The sequence below is a fragment of the Paracidovorax oryzae ATCC 19882 genome (assembly GCF_000687165.1).
In the GTDB taxonomy this organism is placed as follows: Bacteria; Pseudomonadota; Gammaproteobacteria; order Burkholderiales; family Burkholderiaceae_C; genus Paracidovorax; species Paracidovorax oryzae.
Genome location: NZ_JMKU01000014.1, coordinates 111,814 through 126,933 on the forward strand (window position 1 = coordinate 111,814; position 15,120 = coordinate 126,933).

The 15,120-nt window shown below is 70.7% G+C and carries 15 protein-coding genes; 5 read left to right on the forward strand and 10 right to left on the reverse strand.

All coding sequences use genetic code 11. The features are described from left to right. Window positions 1-32: 32 nt before the first annotated feature. Window positions 33-710 carry a pyridoxamine 5'-phosphate oxidase gene (gene pdxH, locus T336_RS0113695; RefSeq protein WP_051647208.1) on the forward strand — a complete coding sequence of 226 codons (678 nt, stop codon included), beginning with the start codon at window positions 33-35 and terminating at the stop codon, window positions 708-710. Window positions 711-739: 29 nt separating this feature from the next. After that, the gene (locus T336_RS0113700; RefSeq protein ID WP_051647210.1) at window positions 740-2,266 is read left to right on the forward strand and encodes a M20/M25/M40 family metallo-hydrolase; all 1,527 of its coding nucleotides are present in this window, start codon (window positions 740-742) and stop codon (window positions 2,264-2,266) included. Between the two features lie 24 nt (window positions 2,267-2,290). On the opposite strand, the gene T336_RS0113705 is transcribed toward T336_RS0113700, so the two are convergent. Both T336_RS0113705 and T336_RS0113710 read right to left on the reverse strand, forming a co-directional pair. After that, window positions 2,291-3,244 (reverse strand): AEC family transporter, encoded by a 954-nt coding sequence (locus T336_RS0113705; RefSeq protein ID WP_019702013.1) that lies wholly within the window; start codon window positions 3,242-3,244, stop codon window positions 2,291-2,293. Window positions 3,245-3,257: 13 nt separating this feature from the next. Beyond that, the gene (locus tag T336_RS0113710) at window positions 3,258-4,427 is read right to left on the reverse strand and encodes a S41 family peptidase (RefSeq protein WP_026432986.1); all 1,170 of its coding nucleotides are present in this window, start codon (window positions 4,425-4,427) and stop codon (window positions 3,258-3,260) included. Window positions 4,428-4,612: 185 nt separating this feature from the next. Between T336_RS0113710 and T336_RS0113715 the strand changes: the two genes are divergently transcribed. From T336_RS0113715 to T336_RS0113725, 3 genes are all read left to right on the forward strand, one after another. Then, window positions 4,613-6,085 carry an aldehyde dehydrogenase family protein gene (locus T336_RS0113715; RefSeq protein ID WP_050858881.1) on the forward strand — a complete coding sequence of 491 codons (1,473 nt, stop codon included), beginning with the start codon at window positions 4,613-4,615 and terminating at the stop codon, window positions 6,083-6,085. A 71-nt stretch (window positions 6,086-6,156) separates the two neighbouring features. Further along, window positions 6,157-7,482 carry an NAD(P)/FAD-dependent oxidoreductase gene (locus T336_RS0113720; RefSeq protein WP_026432988.1) on the forward strand — a complete coding sequence of 442 codons (1,326 nt, stop codon included), beginning with the start codon at window positions 6,157-6,159 and terminating at the stop codon, window positions 7,480-7,482. A gap of 72 nt (window positions 7,483-7,554) precedes the next feature. Continuing rightward, a complete protein-coding gene (locus tag T336_RS0113725) occupies window positions 7,555-8,166 on the forward strand; it encodes an NAD(P)/FAD-dependent oxidoreductase (protein WP_404821588.1) in 612 nt (203 codons plus the stop codon). Between the two features lie 34 nt (window positions 8,167-8,200). On the opposite strand, the gene T336_RS0113730 is transcribed toward T336_RS0113725, so the two are convergent. The 8 genes from T336_RS0113730 to msrA form a co-directional block, all read right to left on the reverse strand. Further along, window positions 8,201-10,348 (reverse strand): TonB-dependent receptor, encoded by a 2,148-nt coding sequence (locus T336_RS0113730; RefSeq protein WP_019702009.1) that lies wholly within the window; start codon window positions 10,346-10,348, stop codon window positions 8,201-8,203. A 151-nt stretch (window positions 10,349-10,499) separates the two neighbouring features. Next, window positions 10,500-10,943, reverse strand: coding sequence for a hypothetical protein (locus tag T336_RS0113735; protein ID WP_019702008.1), 444 nt, complete (start codon window positions 10,941-10,943; stop codon window positions 10,500-10,502). Next, window positions 10,940-11,524 carry a DUF3299 domain-containing protein gene (locus T336_RS0113740; protein ID WP_035208091.1) on the reverse strand — a complete coding sequence of 195 codons (585 nt, stop codon included), beginning with the start codon at window positions 11,522-11,524 and terminating at the stop codon, window positions 10,940-10,942. Before T336_RS0113740 ends, T336_RS0113735 begins: the two co-directional genes overlap by 4 nt. Before the next feature lie 61 nt (window positions 11,525-11,585). After that, window positions 11,586-11,867 (reverse strand): hypothetical protein, encoded by a 282-nt coding sequence (locus T336_RS0113745; RefSeq protein ID WP_026432991.1) that lies wholly within the window; start codon window positions 11,865-11,867, stop codon window positions 11,586-11,588. A 56-nt stretch (window positions 11,868-11,923) separates the two neighbouring features. After that, a complete protein-coding gene (locus tag T336_RS0113750; RefSeq protein ID WP_019702005.1) occupies window positions 11,924-13,195 on the reverse strand; it encodes an ABC transporter permease in 1,272 nt (423 codons plus the stop codon). Beyond that, window positions 13,192-13,875: an ABC transporter ATP-binding protein gene (locus T336_RS0113755; protein ID WP_019702004.1), complete on the reverse strand. Its 684-nt coding sequence runs from the start codon at window positions 13,873-13,875 to the stop codon at window positions 13,192-13,194. Before T336_RS0113755 ends, T336_RS0113750 begins: the two co-directional genes overlap by 4 nt. Beyond that, entirely contained in the window at window positions 13,872-14,375 is a 504-nt protein-coding gene (locus T336_RS0113760; RefSeq protein WP_019702003.1) for a Fur family transcriptional regulator, read from the reverse strand. The genes T336_RS0113755 and T336_RS0113760 overlap by 4 nt, the downstream gene beginning before the upstream one ends. 83 nt (window positions 14,376-14,458) lie before the next feature. After that, a complete protein-coding gene (gene msrA, locus T336_RS0113765) occupies window positions 14,459-15,016 on the reverse strand; it encodes a peptide-methionine (S)-S-oxide reductase MsrA (protein WP_019702002.1) in 558 nt (185 codons plus the stop codon). Between the last annotated feature and the right edge of the window lie 104 nt (window positions 15,017-15,120).

A 15,120-nucleotide genomic window follows, 5' to 3' on the forward strand; every position in this document is an offset into this window, starting at 1 on the left:
TCCCCTGCGCGGCACGGCGGCGGGCGGAAGGCATGCACAATCGCGGCATGTCTTCCCCCTCCTCCCCGTTGTCGTCCTCCATCGCCGACCTGCGCAAGAGCTACGAGCGCGCTGAACTCGGCGAGGAGGCCTCCCATGCCGATCCGCTGCGGCAGTTCGACCAGTGGCTGCAGGAAGCGATGGCTGCGCAGGTGCCCGAACCCAATGCCATGACGCTGGCCACGGTGGGCGCCGACCTGCGTCCGAGCTCGCGCATCGTGCTCATCAAGGGCTACGACGAGCGCGGCATCGTCTGGTACACCAACTACGAGAGCCGCAAGGGCCGGCAGCTGGCCGGCAACCCGTACGCGGCACTGCAGTTCCACTGGGTCGAGCTCGAGCGCGTGGTGCGCATCGAGGGCCGGGTGGAGAAAGTGAGCGATGCGGAGAGCGACGCGTACTTTGCAAGCCGGCCGCTGGATTCGCGCATCGGCGCCTGGGCGAGCCCGCAGAGCGAGGTGATCTCCGGCCGGGGCGTGCTGGTGGCCAATGCCGCGAAGTACGGTGCGCAGTTCCTGCTGCAGCCGCCCCGCCCGCCGCACTGGGGCGGCTACCGGCTGAAGCCCGACCGCTGGGAGTTCTGGCAGGGCCGCAAGAGCCGCCTGCACGACCGGCTCTGCTACCGGGAGGAAACTCCCGGCGCCTGGGTGCGAGAGCGCCTCGCGCCCTGACTGCGGTTTCCGGAGTATCGTCGGCCGGTATGAAGAAACTTCTTTCCCTGGCCGCCGCAGCCGCCCTCGCTGCCTGTGCCGGCGCCCATGCCGCCGAACTGTCCGCCGCCTCCGCCGAGCATTTCGCGCAGGCCGGCTACCGCGAATACTTCGATCTGCTGAAACTGCCCAATGACGCCATCGTCCCGGCAGACGTGCGCAGGAACGTGGAGTTTCTCGAGGCGTCCTTCCGCAAGCGCGGTTTCGTGACCCGCCAGCTGGAGAACGACGGCAAGCCCATGCTGTTCGCCGAACTGCCGGGCGCCGATCCGCAGCGCAAGACCGTGCTGTTCTACATGCACCTCGACGGGCAGCCCGTCATCCCCGAGCAGTGGGCGCAGAAGAGTCCGTGGGTTCCCGTGCTCAAGCGCCGCTCGGCGGCGGGTGAATGGGAAGAGATCGATTCCGCACAGCTCCTCGAAGGCCGGGTCGATCCGGAATGGCGCGTGTTCGGCCGCTCGTCCGCGGACGACAAGGCGCCGATCATGATGTTCCTCTCGGCCATCGATGCCATCCAGGCTGGTTCCGCCACGCTGGGGGTGAACGTGAAGGTGGTGCTCGACAGCGAGGAAGAGAAGGGCTCGCCGTCCATCGGCACGGTGATGGCCGCCCACCGCGAGCTGCTGCGCTCCGATGCCATCGTCATCCACGACGGCCCGATGCACGCCACCAACCGCCCGACGCTGATCTTCGGCAACCGCGGCGCGGCCCAGGCGACCCTGACCGTGTACGGCGCCAAGGTGGCGCTGCACAGCGGGCATTACGGCAACTACTCGCCCAACCCCGCGCAACGCCTGGCGACGCTGCTGGCGTCGATGAAGGACGACCAAGGCCGTGTGACCGTGCCGGGCTACTACGACCATGTCAGGCTCGGCGACGCAGAGCGCAGGATCATGGCCGCGGTGCCCGACGACGAGGGCGCGATGCGCAAGCGCCTGGGCATCGCGAAGCCCGACAGCGTCGGTGCGAACTACCAGGAGGCGATGCAGTATCCGTCGCTCAACGTGCGCGGAATGGCCTCGGCCGCGGTGGGCGACAAGGTCGCCAACATCGTGCCGCATACCGCCGTCGCCGAACTCGACCTGCGGACCACGCCCGATTCGGACGCCCGCTACCTCGGCCAGCGCATCGAGGCGCACATCCGCCAGCAGGGCTACCACCTGGTGAAGGGCCAGCCGAGCGACGAGGACCGGGCCCGCTACGAGAAGCTGGCCAGCTTCTCCTACCAGAGCGAAGGCGGGGACGCCGCCGGCACGCCGATCGATTCGGCCGTGGGCCAGTGGGCGTACCAGGCGATGGCCGGGACCTTCGGCGCGCAGCCCGGACCGGTGCGCATCCGGATGATGGGCGGCACCGTGCCCACGGCGGAAATCGTCAAGGTGCTCGACGTGCCCTTCGTCATCGTGCCCCTGGTGAATGCCGACAACAACCAGCATGCCAGCAACGAGAACATGCGCATGGGCAACTACATCGACGGTATCCGCACCGTCCATGGCCTGCTGACACGGCCTTTCTGAACCCGCAGGCCACCGGGCATGGGCTCAGTGCCAGAGCCGCTGGGCCAGCAGCAGCATGATCGGCACGGTGACTAGCGCCAGCGTGGTCGAGAGCGCGATGCTGGCCGACACCTCGTCCTGCATGGTGCCGTAGCGCTGGGTGAAGAGGAACACATTGGCGCCCACCGGCAGGGCCGCGGCCGTGAACATCACCGCTATCGAAAGGCCGGACAGGCCCATGCCCCAGGCCAGCGCGAACAGCAGCAGCGGGTGGGCGATGTTCTTGACCACGGCGATGCCCAGCGCCTCCCGCGCATGGTGGCCGACCTTGGTGTAGGCCAGGGTCACGCCCACCAGCAGCAGCGACATGGGGCCGAGCGCGGTGCCCAGCACCTGCAGCGGCTTGTCGATCACCTCCGGCAACACGAGGCCGGTCTGGCCGAACAACAGGCCTGCCAGGATGGGCAATGGCACCGGGTGCACGATGCCGTTGCGCACCGCCTGCAGCACGGTGTGCAGTACCGGGCGCGGCGTGCTGCGGCCCGAGCGCTGGTTTTCACGCGCCTCGGCCAGCTCGAACACGACCGTGGCGGCCGTGAGCAGCACGAGCGCATGCAGCGAGATCAGGGTGAAGAGGGTCACCAGCCCTTCCTTGCCGTACACCAGCCCGACCAGCGGCACGCCGATCATGATGTTGTTGCTGAACATGTTGGCCAGGCCGCGCGCCGCCGCGCGGGTGGAAAAGCCCGCGAAGGCCATGGTGACGATGAACACCAGGCTCGCCGCCAGGAAATACAGCGCCACCGGCTCGAAGTTGAGGTCCTGCACCCGCACCGCGCCCATGGTGCGGAACAGCAGTGCCGGCGTGAGCACCAGGAAGACGATGTTGGAGAGGTCCTTGATGGCCGTGGCACGCACCCAGCCGATGCGGGCCGCGAAGAAGCCGATGGCGATGCAGAGGATGACGGGAACGAGGGAGGCGAAGACGGGAGAGTTCACGGGCGGATGCGAGTCACTTTTGCAGGGACGCCATCGCCGCCTGCAGCGTGCTCTGCGCAGAGGGATCCGCCACGATCTGGTCCGGCGCCACGCCGTTTCCCTGGATGCTCCGGCCGCCCGGGGAGATCCAGTAGGCCGTCGTGAACTTGATCGCACCCTTTTGCATCGGGCGGATGGTCTGGATGCTGCCGCGCCCCGCCGTGGGCCGGCCGAAGACCCGTGCCCGCCGGTGGTCCTGCAGGGCGGCCGCGACGATTTCCGCGCCCGACGCCGTGTCGGCATCCACCAATACCGCCAGCGCCATCGTGCGGATCTGCGGCGGCAGGTTCTCCAGCGGATCCTGCCGGCTTGCGCCCCGGTAGGCATCGGGGGTGGCCAGGTAGGTGGCGCCGGCCTGCGCCCCCGCGCCGGAAGTCTTCATGACCACCGTATCCCTGGGCAGGAACATGGAGGCGATGCCCACCGTCGATTCGACGAGGCCTCCCGGGCAACCGCGCAGATCCAGGATCATGGCATTGAACGGTTCCGCCTGCCACGCCCCGGCGATCGCTTCCGCGGCCTCCTGCAGCGCCGAGGCGTTGAAGTGCGGCACGCGCAATTGCGCCATGCCGGGTGCCGGCCGCGACAGCGACACCCTGGGGGCCGCATAGGCCCGTCGCTCGACCGCAATGGTGAGGACGGACAGCGAGGACTCGCGGAATACGGTCAGCGCCACCGTGCTGCCGGCGGGACCGTACAGGAGCTGACGGACCCTGGCGGGCTCCAGCCCCTTCACCCGCGCGCCATCGACCGCATACAGCCGGTCGCCGGAAGCGATGCCCGCCTGCGCGGCCGGACTGCCCTCCAGCGGGACGAGTTGGTATTGGTGGTCGCGGTAACGGAGCTGGACCCCGATGGCCTCCGCGTCGGGGGCTGCAGGTTGGCGCTGCACCTCGAGCTCCGCGGCCGTGAAGTACTCGCCGCTGTCCGGATCCGCCTCACGCACCATGCCCTTGGTCGCCGCGACGAGCAGTGCGCGGTCGTCCGGCTTCTCCACCAGGGATGTCTGTAGTTCGCGGTACACGCTGGCGAGGATCTGCAGTTCCTCCTTCGGTATCGGTCCGGCGGGCTGGGCGGCGGCGTGCGCCGACGCGAACAGGGCCAGAAGGAAGGCACAGGCGGAATGGAGCGGTGGGGGAGTCATGTGGAAAGGTCGGGGGCGTCGCGCGACGGAGGATTATCCCGCGTGCAGGCCGCGTGCCGGCCCACCGCATGGCATGCCGCCGAGCCCCCCAAAAACCGCAGCTTCGTCGCTCTGCGCCCCGCTTTTCCCAACCGGCCGTGCGGTGCCGCATGGTGCAATTGCCTGCAATGAAGCCGATCGTTCCCATGACTGCGCCCCTCATCGAACGCCTGGCCCGCGACGGCCGCCTGGACCGCATCTTCGTCGATGGCGGCTGGCGCCGGCCGGAGGGAACGTCCCGTGCGACCGTCATCGACCCTTCCACGCAGCAGCCGCTGGCGGACATCGTGCTGGGCGATGCCCGGGACGCCGCTGCAGCGATCGCCGCGGCCCGGCGCGCCTTCCCGGCCTGGTCCGCAACCACGCCGCTGCAGCGTGCGGACCTGCTGGGCCGGCTGCATGCCCTGGTCCTGGAGCGTGCGGAAGCGTTCGCCCAGGCGATCTCGCTGGAAATGGGATCCGCCATCGCCGTGGCGCGCGGCGCGCAGGTCCCGATTGCCGCGGAGCACCTGCGCGTGGCCCGCGACCTGGCGGCCAGCCATCCCTTCGTCACCCACCGCGGCGGCATGGCCATCGTGCGCGAGGCCATCGGTGTCTGCGGCCTGATCACGCCCTGGAACTGGCCGCTCTACCAGATCACCGCCAAGGTGGGCCCGGCGCTGGCCGCTGGATGCACCGTGGTGCTCAAGCCCAGCGAGCTGTCCCCGTTCAGCGCGATGCTCTTCGCCGAGGCGGTGCAGGACGCGGGGATACCCGCCGGCGTGTTCAACCTCGTGGCCGGCGAAGGCCCGGAGGTGGGGGCCGCGCTGGCGTCCCATCCCGACGTGGACATGGTCTCGATCACCGGCTCCACGCGGGCGGGCGTACTCGTCGCCCAGGCGGCCGCGCCCACGGTCAAGCGCGTGGCCCAGGAACTGGGCGGAAAGTCCCCCAACGTCATCCTGCCGGATGCCGATCTTTCCGTGGCCGTGCCGGCCGGCGTGGCGGCAGGCATGCGCAACGTGGGCCAGTCCTGCAGCGCCCCGACGCGCATGGTCGTGCCGCGCGACCGACTCGCCGAAGCCGAGCGCCTCGCGGCCGAGGCCGTGTCGCGCATGGTCGTCGGCGATCCCCGCTCGGAGCGAACCACGCACGGCCCGGTGGCCAACCAGGCCCAGTTCCAACGCGTGCAGGAAATGATCGCCGCCGGTATCGAGGAAGGTGCGCGCCTGGTCTGCGGCGGCCCCGGCCGTCCGGCGGGCCTGGAGCGCGGCTTCTACGCGCGCCCGACCATCTTCTCCGACGTGCACCAGCGGATGCGGATCGCCCAGGAGGAAATCTTCGGGCCGGTGCTCGTTCTCATTCCCTACGACACGGTCGATGAAGCCGTGGACATCGCCAACGACACGATCTACGGCCTGGGCGCCCACGTGCAGGGCGCGGACCTGGCGGCGGCCCGGGCGGTCGCGATGCGGATCCGTGCCGGGCAGGTGCACATCAACAACCCCGCCTGGAGCCCGCATGCCCCCTTCGGCGGCTACAGGCAATCGGGCAACGGGCGCGAGTACGGCGTCGAGGGTCTCCACGAGTACCTGGAGACCAAGGCGATCCTGGGCTGGGCCGGGGAGCCGGACGCATGACCACCGCATCGCTGCCCCGGCGCCCAGCACCATCCCTGCGTTCCGTTCCGACCGAAAAGCGAGATCCCTCCATGCACCAGCCGCTGCGCCTCATCGAGACGTCGTCCCCCCTGCCCACCAGCGCCGATGCCGTCGTGATCGGTGGCGGGATCATCGGCGTCTTCACTGCGTACTACCTGGCGCGCAGGGGCATGTCGGTCGCCCTGGTCGAAAAGGGCTGGATCGGCGCGGAACAGTCCAGCCGCAACTGGGGATGGTGCCGGCAGCAGAACCGCGACGCCCGGGAACTGCCCATGGCCACCAAGAGCCTGGAACTCTGGGAGCAGTTCACCGCCGAGTCCGGCGAAGACACGGGTTTCCGGCGCTGTGGCCTGTTCTACCTGAGCAACGACGAGGCCGAACTCGACCGCTGGGCCCGCTGGGGCGTCTTCGCGAAGTCCGCCGGCGTGGTCACCCACATGCTGAGCGCCGAGGAAGCCACGCGGCGCGGCAGCGCTACGGGCCGGCCCTGGAAAGGCGGCGTGCTCTCCCCCAGCGACGGCACCGCCGATCCCGCCAAGGCCGCTCCAGCCGCTGCCGCCGCATTCATGAAGCTCGGCGGCACCGTGCACCAGAACTGCGCCGCCCGGGGCATCGAGCTGCAGGGCGGGCGCGTCAGCGGCGTGGTCACCGAAGCCGGCACCATCCGCACGCGCATCGCCATCTACGCCGGGGGCGCATGGGCCTCCTCGTTCTGCCGCCAGCTGGGAGTCCGCTTTCCCCAGGCGACGGTCCGCCAGTCCATCGTGCGCGTCTCGGCGGTCGCCGAGGCACTGCCCGATACGCTGCACACGGCAGGCGTGTCCCTCACCCGGCGCAGCGACGGCAGCTACACGCTGGCGATCAGCGGACGTGGCCGGGTGGACCCGACGCCACAGCTGCTGCGCTTCGCGCCGCAGTTCGTCCCGATGTTCGCCAAGCGCTGGCGCAATGTGTTCCCCGGCGGCCTGGAGGGCATCCGGGGCGGCCATGAGACGCTGGGCCGCTGGCGCCTCGATGCGACGACGCCCATGGAACGCATGCGCGTGCTCGATCCGAAGGCGGACCCGGCGGCCGTGCGGGAAACCCACCGCCGGGCCGTCGCCCTGCTGCCGGCGCTGCGGGAGGCGCAGATCGCCAACGCCTGGGCCGGCTACGTGGACAGCACGCCCGACGGCGTGCCGGGCATCGGCGAGGTACAGGGCATCCCCGGGTTCATCCTCGCCGCCGGGTTCTCCGGCCACGGTTTCGGCATCGGGCCGGGGGCCGGCCACCTGATCGCCGACCTCGCCAGCGGCGACACACCCATCTTCGATCCCCGCCCCTACGATCCCGAGCGGTTCCGGCACTCGGCATGGGGCAAGGTCGCGGATTTCTAGGCGACCATGCACCCGGAACTCGCCGTGTTCTCGCACATGCACGTGGAGGGCGCCTGGAAGCTCTCCCGGGAAATGTCGTGGCCCTACCGGCTGGAAGACTGGCGCTTTGCGCTCGGCCAGGGCCAGGGCTTCGTGCTGCAGCGAGGCCAGGAAAGGGGCGAAAGTGGTGCTGCTCGAAGCCTCCACCATCGGCAACGCCGCGTCGGGACGCAAAGGCGGCCTGTGCAACGCCGGATGGCCGTGGACACCAACCACATGGTGACCTACTTCCGCACCACGCCGGACAACCGCCTGCTCCTGGGCGGACGGGCGCGCTTCGCCGTGTCCAACGAGACGTCCGACCGCAAGAGCGGGGCCATCCTGCAGGCCTCGCTGCGCCGCATATTCCCCGACCTGGGCCAGGCACGCATCGACTACTGCTGGGGCGGCATGGTGGACATGACGCGGGACCGGCTGCCGCGCGCCGGAGAGCGCAACGGCATCTACTACTCCATGGGCTATAGCGGCCACGGAACCCAGATGTCCACCCTGATGGGCTCCATCATGGCGGAGGTCATGGACGGCCGCACCGACCTCAACCCCTGGAAGGACTTCGACTGGCCGGCCATCGCGGGCCACTTCGGCAAGCCCTGGTTCCTGCCGCTCGTCGGCGCCTGGTACCGGCTCAAGGACAGGCTGTCCTGAGCAGGGGCAGGCGCCCCTGCCCACCGGGGTTACGTCAGAAGTCCACCTTCACGCCCACCTTCAGGCTGCGTCCGGGCAGCGGCGCCTTCGGGAACGCCGTGGTCGTCAGGATCGACGTGGGGCTGTAGGCCAGCTTGTCGGTGATGTTGTCCAGCCGTGCGTACCAGAGTGCGGTGCTCCGGGTGGCGCCGAACTGCCACTGCGTGCGGTAGCCGAGCGAGGCGTTCCACAGCGTGTATGCGCCGGTCGCTCGCGTACCGTCGTCGGGCACACGGTCCTGGGCGGCCAGGTAGTCGAAACCCAGCCCTGCGCGCCAGGGGCCGCTCGCCCACAGCAGCGTGCTGCCCAGGCGCAGGGGCGCGATGCGCGGCAGCGGCTGGCCCGTATCGCGGTTGGTGGCGCGCACGATGTCGCCGCGCAGCTGCAAATCCAGCGTGGAGCCGTCGCCGAGCAGGCGGGATTCCGGGGCCACCACGCCGCTCTCGCCCACCAGGCGCACGCTGCCGCTGGCCTCCAGGCCGTAGAAGCGCGCGCGCACGCCCTGGTAGCGGTACTCGGGCAGTGCGCCGTCCGTGCCGGCAGGCACCACGTCGCCCTCCTCCGAGCGCAGCAGCCCGGTGGGCGTCAGGCCGATGTAGTTGGAGAACTGGCTCAGGAAGGCCGTGGCGGCGAAGCGGTTGGGGCCGCTCTTCCAGGCCGCGCCCACATCCACGCTCGTCGCCTTTTCCAGTCCGAGGCCCGGGTCTCCCGTCTCCCAGGCGCCCGTGGCCACGTGCGGACCGTTGGCGAACAGTTCGTAATCCTTGGGCGCGCGCTGGGTGTACGACAGGTTGGAAGTGAGCTGCCAGTCGGGCGCGAGGTTGAACAGCGCGCCCACGGCGGCGCTGTGCGGATGGAAATCGTGCCTGCCCACGGCGAAGCGGTCCACGTCCGGGCTGCCGAAGGATTCGACCGAGTCCCGCTCCGCGCGGGCGCCGAAGGTCAGCTTGCCCCAGTCCATGCCCAGCTCCTCATGCAGGAACAGCGCGGTGCTGTGGCTGCGGCTGCGGGGCGCGAAGGCCTCCTCGCCCTCTGCCGAGAAGCGAGAGGCCTCGGCCTGCAGGCCGATGACGCCCTGCAGCCGGCCGATGGGCGCGTGCCGGGCCTCCACCCGCAGGTCGTTGCCGCCATTGCGGAAGGTGGTGCCAGGCGCTCCGCCTTCGTACTCGGTATGGCGGTAGTCCGTATGGCTGGCCTGCACCCGCACGCTCTGCAGCGGGCCTGCGCCGAAGCGCCACAGGCCATCCAGCGCGTAGCGGTTGGAACGCATGCCGATCGTCACGTCGTCTTCTGCCACCGTGCCGTAATCGCTGCGGTAGGTGCTGGCCGACAGGCCCAGGTAGCCTTGGTCGAAGAAGGCGGTTCCGCCCACGGCGCCTCCGCGCGTATGGCTGGCGGAGTTGCAGATGCGCCGCGCCAGGCCGGGAGAGCCGGGCTTGGTGCAGGTCAGGTCGATGGGCACGCGCACATCGTCCGTATTGCGGTCGAACACGTCGGCATGCAGGGCGAAGCGGTCGTTGCCGCCTTCCACCATCGCCGCGCCCGCACGCTCGCCGTTGCCGGTGGCGGCCGAGGCTTCGGCCTTGCCGTCCACGCCGTTCAGCGGCTCGCGCGGGATGCGGTTGTCGATCACGTTCACCACGCCCCCCACCGCACTGCCGCCATAGAGCAGCGCCGCCGGGCCGCGCAGCACTTCGATGCGCTCGGTGGTCAGGGCCTCGGTGGGCACGGCGTGGTCGAAGCTCAGGGCCGAGGCGTCCAGCGTGGCGCCGCTGTTCTGCAGCACGCGGATGCGGTCGCCGTCCAGGCCGCGGATGATGGGCCGGCTGGCGTTGGGGCCGAAGTAGGTGCTGCTGACGCCCGGCAGGCCATCCAGCGTCTGGCCGAGGGTCGATTCGGTGCGCAGGGTGAGGTCGTCGCCGGACAGCTGGGCGGCGGGCACGACCACCGTGTCGGCGCCCAGCGGATTGCCGGTGACGGTCACCTCGGGCAAACGCGCGCGGGGTGCGGCGGAGGACGTGTCAGCGTCGGCGGCCGTCTGCGCGCGGGCACCGGAGGCCGCCAGCAGCAGCACGGCACAGGCGAGCGGATGCAGCGCCGCGCGGCCGGAGCGGCCCGGGAAGGAAAAAGCGTTGGAATTCATGGCGGGCGACGAAAAAGAAAGAGAACACGGCGCCGCACGCGTGGTGCCCGCATGCCCCGTGCAGGCATGCAGGCGCCACGGCAGGCGCACAGCGGATGCAAAAAAAGGAGGAAGGCCGCTGCGCCCTGGCGGGTCGAGCGGCGAGGCTGGATCAGGCCGCGCGGGAATGCGGCGGCGCGCGGGCCAGGAAGGCGCGCTGCGGCCGCGCGCCGACGCCCGTTGCGGGCAGGTCGCCAGGTGCCGGCGCCGCCGCCGGCATCGCTACCGGCAACAGCGCGGGCAGCAGGGCCGCTCCGAAGAGCGACTGGTCGAGCAGATGGCAATCGCTGTCCGCATGGTGCGAGAACAGCACCTGCAGCAGGCCCGCATCGTGGCCATGCGAAGGCGGGATGAGACCGGCCCCGCCGCCCTGCAGCGCCATGGCCGCCACCGGCCCATGCACCACCTGGTGCACGCGGCCCAGCGCCGGAGCGAGCACCAGGGCCGCCGCCAGCCACATCCACAGCGCGAACGCGCGGCTGCGCATCCGCAGGGCGCCTGCTGGCGGCAGCGCGTCCAGGGAGCAGCGGCGGATGATGGCGGCGGGCCGGATCACTTCACGGGCTCGGCGTTGACCATGCGGTAGAACAGGCCGTACTCGTCATTGCCCAGCGTCTTGAATTCGCCCTGCACCACGATGGGCTCCAGCGAATACGGCACGCCGACGGAGGCCTTCACCTCCACCATGCTCTCCGGCCCGCCGGGAATGCAGAACGCGCAGGTCAGCGGTACGGAAGTCAGCAGGAAATGGCGCTGCAGCGGGCGCGTGTCCATGGGCACCATGAAACCCTGCAGGCGCTGCACCTTGCCGTCCAGCGCCTTCTGCTCGGCATTGAAAACGGGTGCGATACGCGTCTTCAGGGTCTTCTTGGTGAGATTGGTCAGCGTGGACCATGGCACGACATCCTCGCGCCGCGGCAAGGGCTTGATCGGGCTCTGCGGGCTGTGGTAGCCGGGCCCGGAACCGGCCGGGAGCCCCCCGGGGCCGGGCAGGCCGCCAGCGGCGGGTGCCCCGAGCGGCGACGAAAGTTCAGGAACAGCCGCGCCCCCGCCGCCGGAGGCCGGTGCAGCCCCCTGCGCGGCCAGGGTGCCCGTGCATGCCAGGGCACAGGCGAGGAACGAAAGCGGGAATTTCATCGGATACACGGTGTTCGCGGGGGAGATCATCGCATGCGGCACCGGCCCGGGGCCGGCGCACTCAATGCTGGTGCTTCATTCCGCAGAATTTGCCGATGGCCAGGCCTTTGCAGGCGGCCTGGAGTTCCTTCACGCACTGGTCGTGCCCCTTGCCGGACTCCAGGCACTTGGCGGCGGCTTCATGCGCCGCGGCCATGGCCCGGTGGCGCTGGATGTCGGCCTGGATCTCCTTGTCGCCGTGCGCATGCTCCTTGGTGTCCTGGGCATGGGCGGACAGTGCGCCCAAGGCCAGCAGCGGCGCGCAGGCCAGGGCGATGGCGGTGGATCGGAAAGTGCGGTGCATGGAGGTTCCTTTCGGACAGTGAAAAAACAAAAAAGAAGGCAGCGGGACTGCGGTGTTCAGGGCCGCCCCAGCAGTTCGCCCGCATCGACGCGGTAGGCCTGCAGGGCCGGCAGCAGGGCGGCCAGCACGGCCAGCGCCGCGGCAAGCGCGGGAACGGCCCATTCCCCGGGCAGCCAGACCCAGCCGGTCACCGGCATGGCATTGCGCGCGGCCAGCAGGCGCCCCACTCCTTCGGCCAGCAGGTGCCCGCAGGCCAGGCCCAGCAGCGACGCGATCAGGGCGAGCCACAACGCCTCGCACAGCAGCAGCCCGCCCACGCGGGCCGGCGGCGCGCCCAGCATGCGCAGCATGGCGAGGTCGGCACGGCGCTCGCGCACCGCGTTCCACAGCGCAATGAACACGCTCAGCGCGGCCACGCCCAGCAGCACGCCGCCGAAGGCGCGCAGCACGTCGGCCCCCACGCCCAGCAGGCCCACGAGCCGGGTGATCTCGACCGCGGGCGACGCGGCCTGCATGGGGGTGCCGCTGTTGATGGCACGCGGCAGCGTCACCGCCGCCAATGGGCTGCGGTAGCGCACCAGCGCCAGCGTGACCTCGCGCTCCTGGCGCAGCACCTCCAGGTCGTCCGGGTCGTCGGCCTGCGCGGATTCGTGCACCTTCCACACCGATTCCGTGGCGGTGAGCACCAGCCGGTCGAGCACGCAGCCGCATGGCTGCAGCACGCCCACCACCGTGTACGGATTGTCGCCATGCGCCTCGCCTCCCGGGGCCAGGCCGTGCGTGCCCACGAAGGACTGCCCCAGCAACCCGCCGGGCCCGCTGCCGAGGGTGGTGCGTCCGGCATCAACGGCAGCGCGCCGCATCGCCCCTGCCACGGTGGCGCCCAGCACGGCCTCCATGGGGCGGATCCAGACGCGCCCGGCCGCCCATGCGGCACCGTAGTGGGCGGGATACTCCGGCGTCGTCCCGACGATGCGGTAGCCGGCGAAACTGTCGCCCAGGCTCAGCGGGATCGCCTGCGCCACGAGCGGATTGCGCTGCAGGGCCTCGAAATCCTGCAGCGCGATATTGCCGGGCGGCACGTCGATGTGGAACACGCCCGCCAGGATCAGCTGCAGCGGGCTGCCCTTCGCGCCGACCACCAGGTCGATTCCCTGCACATCGCGCTCGAAGCCCCGGTCCACCTGCTCGGACACCAGCAGCACCAGCACCACGGCGGCCAGCCCCAGCGTCAGCAGCAACAGGTTGAGCGCCGATGCCAGCGGGCGCGACCAGAGGTAGCGCCACGACAGCCGCAGAAGTTCGCCGGCACGGGCTGCCGCGCTCATGGCCCGGCCTCCCCGGCCAGGGATTGCGCCCCCCGCTCCAGCGACACCGTGGCGGCCCGGGGCGCGAGCGCGTCGATCGCGCGGCGGTCGTGCGTGGCGACCACCAGCGTGGCACCGCAGCCGGCAGCGCTGCCGGCCAGCAGCGCCAGCGCAGCGGCGGCGGCCTCGTCATCCAGGCTGGCAGTGGGCTCGTCGGCCAGCAGCACGCGCGGCGAGAGCAGCACGGCGCGCGCCAGCGCCACCCGCTGGGCCTGGCCACCGGAGAGCTGGTGCGGATGGCGCCGGGCCAGCCCGCCGAGGCCCAGCCGGTCCAGCACCGCGGCGATCGCCCGGTCGTCCCGGGGCAGTCCGGCCGCGAAGAAGGCCAGCGCGAGGTTTTCGGAAACGGTAAGCGCCGGCGAAAGATGCAGTGCCTGCGGCAGGAAGCCGACGGTGCGCGCGCGCCATGCGTCGCGCCCCGCCTGGCCGGGCGGGGCCTCTCCGGCCAGATCCCGGTCCGCCACCACCAGCGTGCCGGCCGATGCCGAGCGCAGGCCGGCAGCCAGGGCCAGCCAGGTGGACTTTCCCGAGCCCGAAGGCCCGCGCAACAGCAGGCAGCCGCCCTGGGGCAGGTCCACATCCGGAAAACGCAGGGACGGGCCGCCGGAATGGGTAAATTCCAGCCCGCGCGACCGGATCATCCGCGGGTCTCCCCGGCCCCGGTGCCCGCGCATTCCGCGCACCGGCCGCGCACGGAGACATCCGCGGCCAGCTCGGCGTGGCCGGCTTCCGCCAAGGCCTGGAGCACGCGGCGCATGGCGGCGCGCAGCGGAGCCGCCCCGTCGGCGATGCGGAACTGGCGGTGGCATTCGGCACACTCGAAGCGCGCACCCCAGCGCTCCTGGGAGCTGCCCGCCAGCGTGTAGCGCGTCACGCGTTGCGCGTCCACATGGCGGTCGAGCAGCCCGGCCACGGCGAGGCGGTCCAGCAGGCGATAGACCGTGACGCGGTTGGCCGGCACGCCGCGCCGCTCCAGCGCCGCGACGACCTCCGTGCCCGAACGCGCCGCCGAAGGATCGGACTCCATCAGCGCCAGCACGGCCCGCACGGCCCGCGTGGAGCGCAGGCCCTGCGGCAAAGCACGCTGCGCGGCGGAAGGCGATGGCGCGGACGGGTCCGTGGATGCGGCGGGAATCGGCATGGCGTGCGGCCTGGCAATGCAAGCCTGTTAATGCAATCGTGTTGCATTATGCATCCAGGCCGCGCGCCAGTGGCCGGTGGTGGCTATTCGGGCTTGAGGTAGCGCGCGAACGTCTTGCGGAATTTCTCCACCTTGGGCCCCACGACGAAGGCGCAGTAGCCCTGCTCCGGATGGTTCAGGTAGTAGTCCTGGTGGTAGTCCTCCGCCGGCCAGTAGGACTCCAGCGGCTGCACTTCGGTGACGATCGGCGCACCGAACAGCCGGTCCTGCGACATCTGCCGCACCATGTCCTCCGCCAGTTCCTGCTGCGCGGGGGTGGCGGTGTAGATGCCGCTGCGGTACTGCGTGCCCACGTCGTTGCCCTGCCGGTTGAGGGTGGTCGGGTCGTGGGTGGCGAAAAAGATTTCCAGGATCTCCCGCAGGCCGATGACTTCGGGGTCGAAGGTCAGACGCACCACCTCCGCATGGCCCGTCCTGCCCGAGCAGACCTGCTCGTAGGTCGGGTGCGGCACCTGGCCATTGGCGTAGCCGCTCTCGACGTCGGTGACGCCGCGCACGCGGTCGAAGACGGCTTCGGTGCACCAGAAGCAGCCACCGCCCAGGGTGATGGTTTCGGATGGGTTGTTGCGAGGGCTTTCCATGGTTTTCCTGTGCTGTGTGGAGGGTGGCGTGCCGCCATGCTAGCCATCCGCCCGCCGTGCTGCAGTAGGACGCCGTCGCCCTGCCCGTTCCGGCGGTGGATGCC

Bases quoted from the DNA above. Each gene is read 5' to 3' on its own strand.
- pdxH (WP_051647208.1), top strand. From the start codon at position 33: ATGCACAATCGCGGCATGTCTTCCCCCTCCTCCCCGTTGTCGTCCTCC.
- T336_RS0113700 (WP_051647210.1), top strand. From the start codon at position 740: ATGAAGAAACTTCTTTCCCTGGCCGCCGCAGCCGCCCTCGCTGCCTGT.
- T336_RS0113710 (WP_026432986.1), bottom strand. From the start codon at position 4,427: ATGACTCCCCCACCGCTCCATTCCGCCTGTGCCTTCCTTCTGGCCCTG.
- T336_RS0113715 (WP_050858881.1), top strand. From the start codon at position 4,613: ATGACTGCGCCCCTCATCGAACGCCTGGCCCGCGACGGCCGCCTGGAC.
- T336_RS0113720 (WP_026432988.1), top strand. From the start codon at position 6,157: ATGCACCAGCCGCTGCGCCTCATCGAGACGTCGTCCCCCCTGCCCACC.
- T336_RS0113725 (WP_404821588.1), top strand. From the start codon at position 7,555: ATGTCGTGGCCCTACCGGCTGGAAGACTGGCGCTTTGCGCTCGGCCAG.
- T336_RS0113730 (WP_019702009.1), bottom strand. From the start codon at position 10,348: ATGAATTCCAACGCTTTTTCCTTCCCGGGCCGCTCCGGCCGCGCGGCG.
- T336_RS0113740 (WP_035208091.1), bottom strand. From the start codon at position 11,524: ATGAAATTCCCGCTTTCGTTCCTCGCCTGTGCCCTGGCATGCACGGGC.
- T336_RS0113745 (WP_026432991.1), bottom strand. From the start codon at position 11,867: ATGCACCGCACTTTCCGATCCACCGCCATCGCCCTGGCCTGCGCGCCG.
- T336_RS0113750 (WP_019702005.1), bottom strand. From the start codon at position 13,195: ATGAGCGCGGCAGCCCGTGCCGGCGAACTTCTGCGGCTGTCGTGGCGC.
- T336_RS0113755 (WP_019702004.1), bottom strand. From the start codon at position 13,875: ATGATCCGGTCGCGCGGGCTGGAATTTACCCATTCCGGCGGCCCGTCC.
- T336_RS0113760 (WP_019702003.1), bottom strand. From the start codon at position 14,375: ATGCCGATTCCCGCCGCATCCACGGACCCGTCCGCGCCATCGCCTTCC.
- msrA (WP_019702002.1), bottom strand. From the start codon at position 15,016: ATGGAAAGCCCTCGCAACAACCCATCCGAAACCATCACCCTGGGCGGT.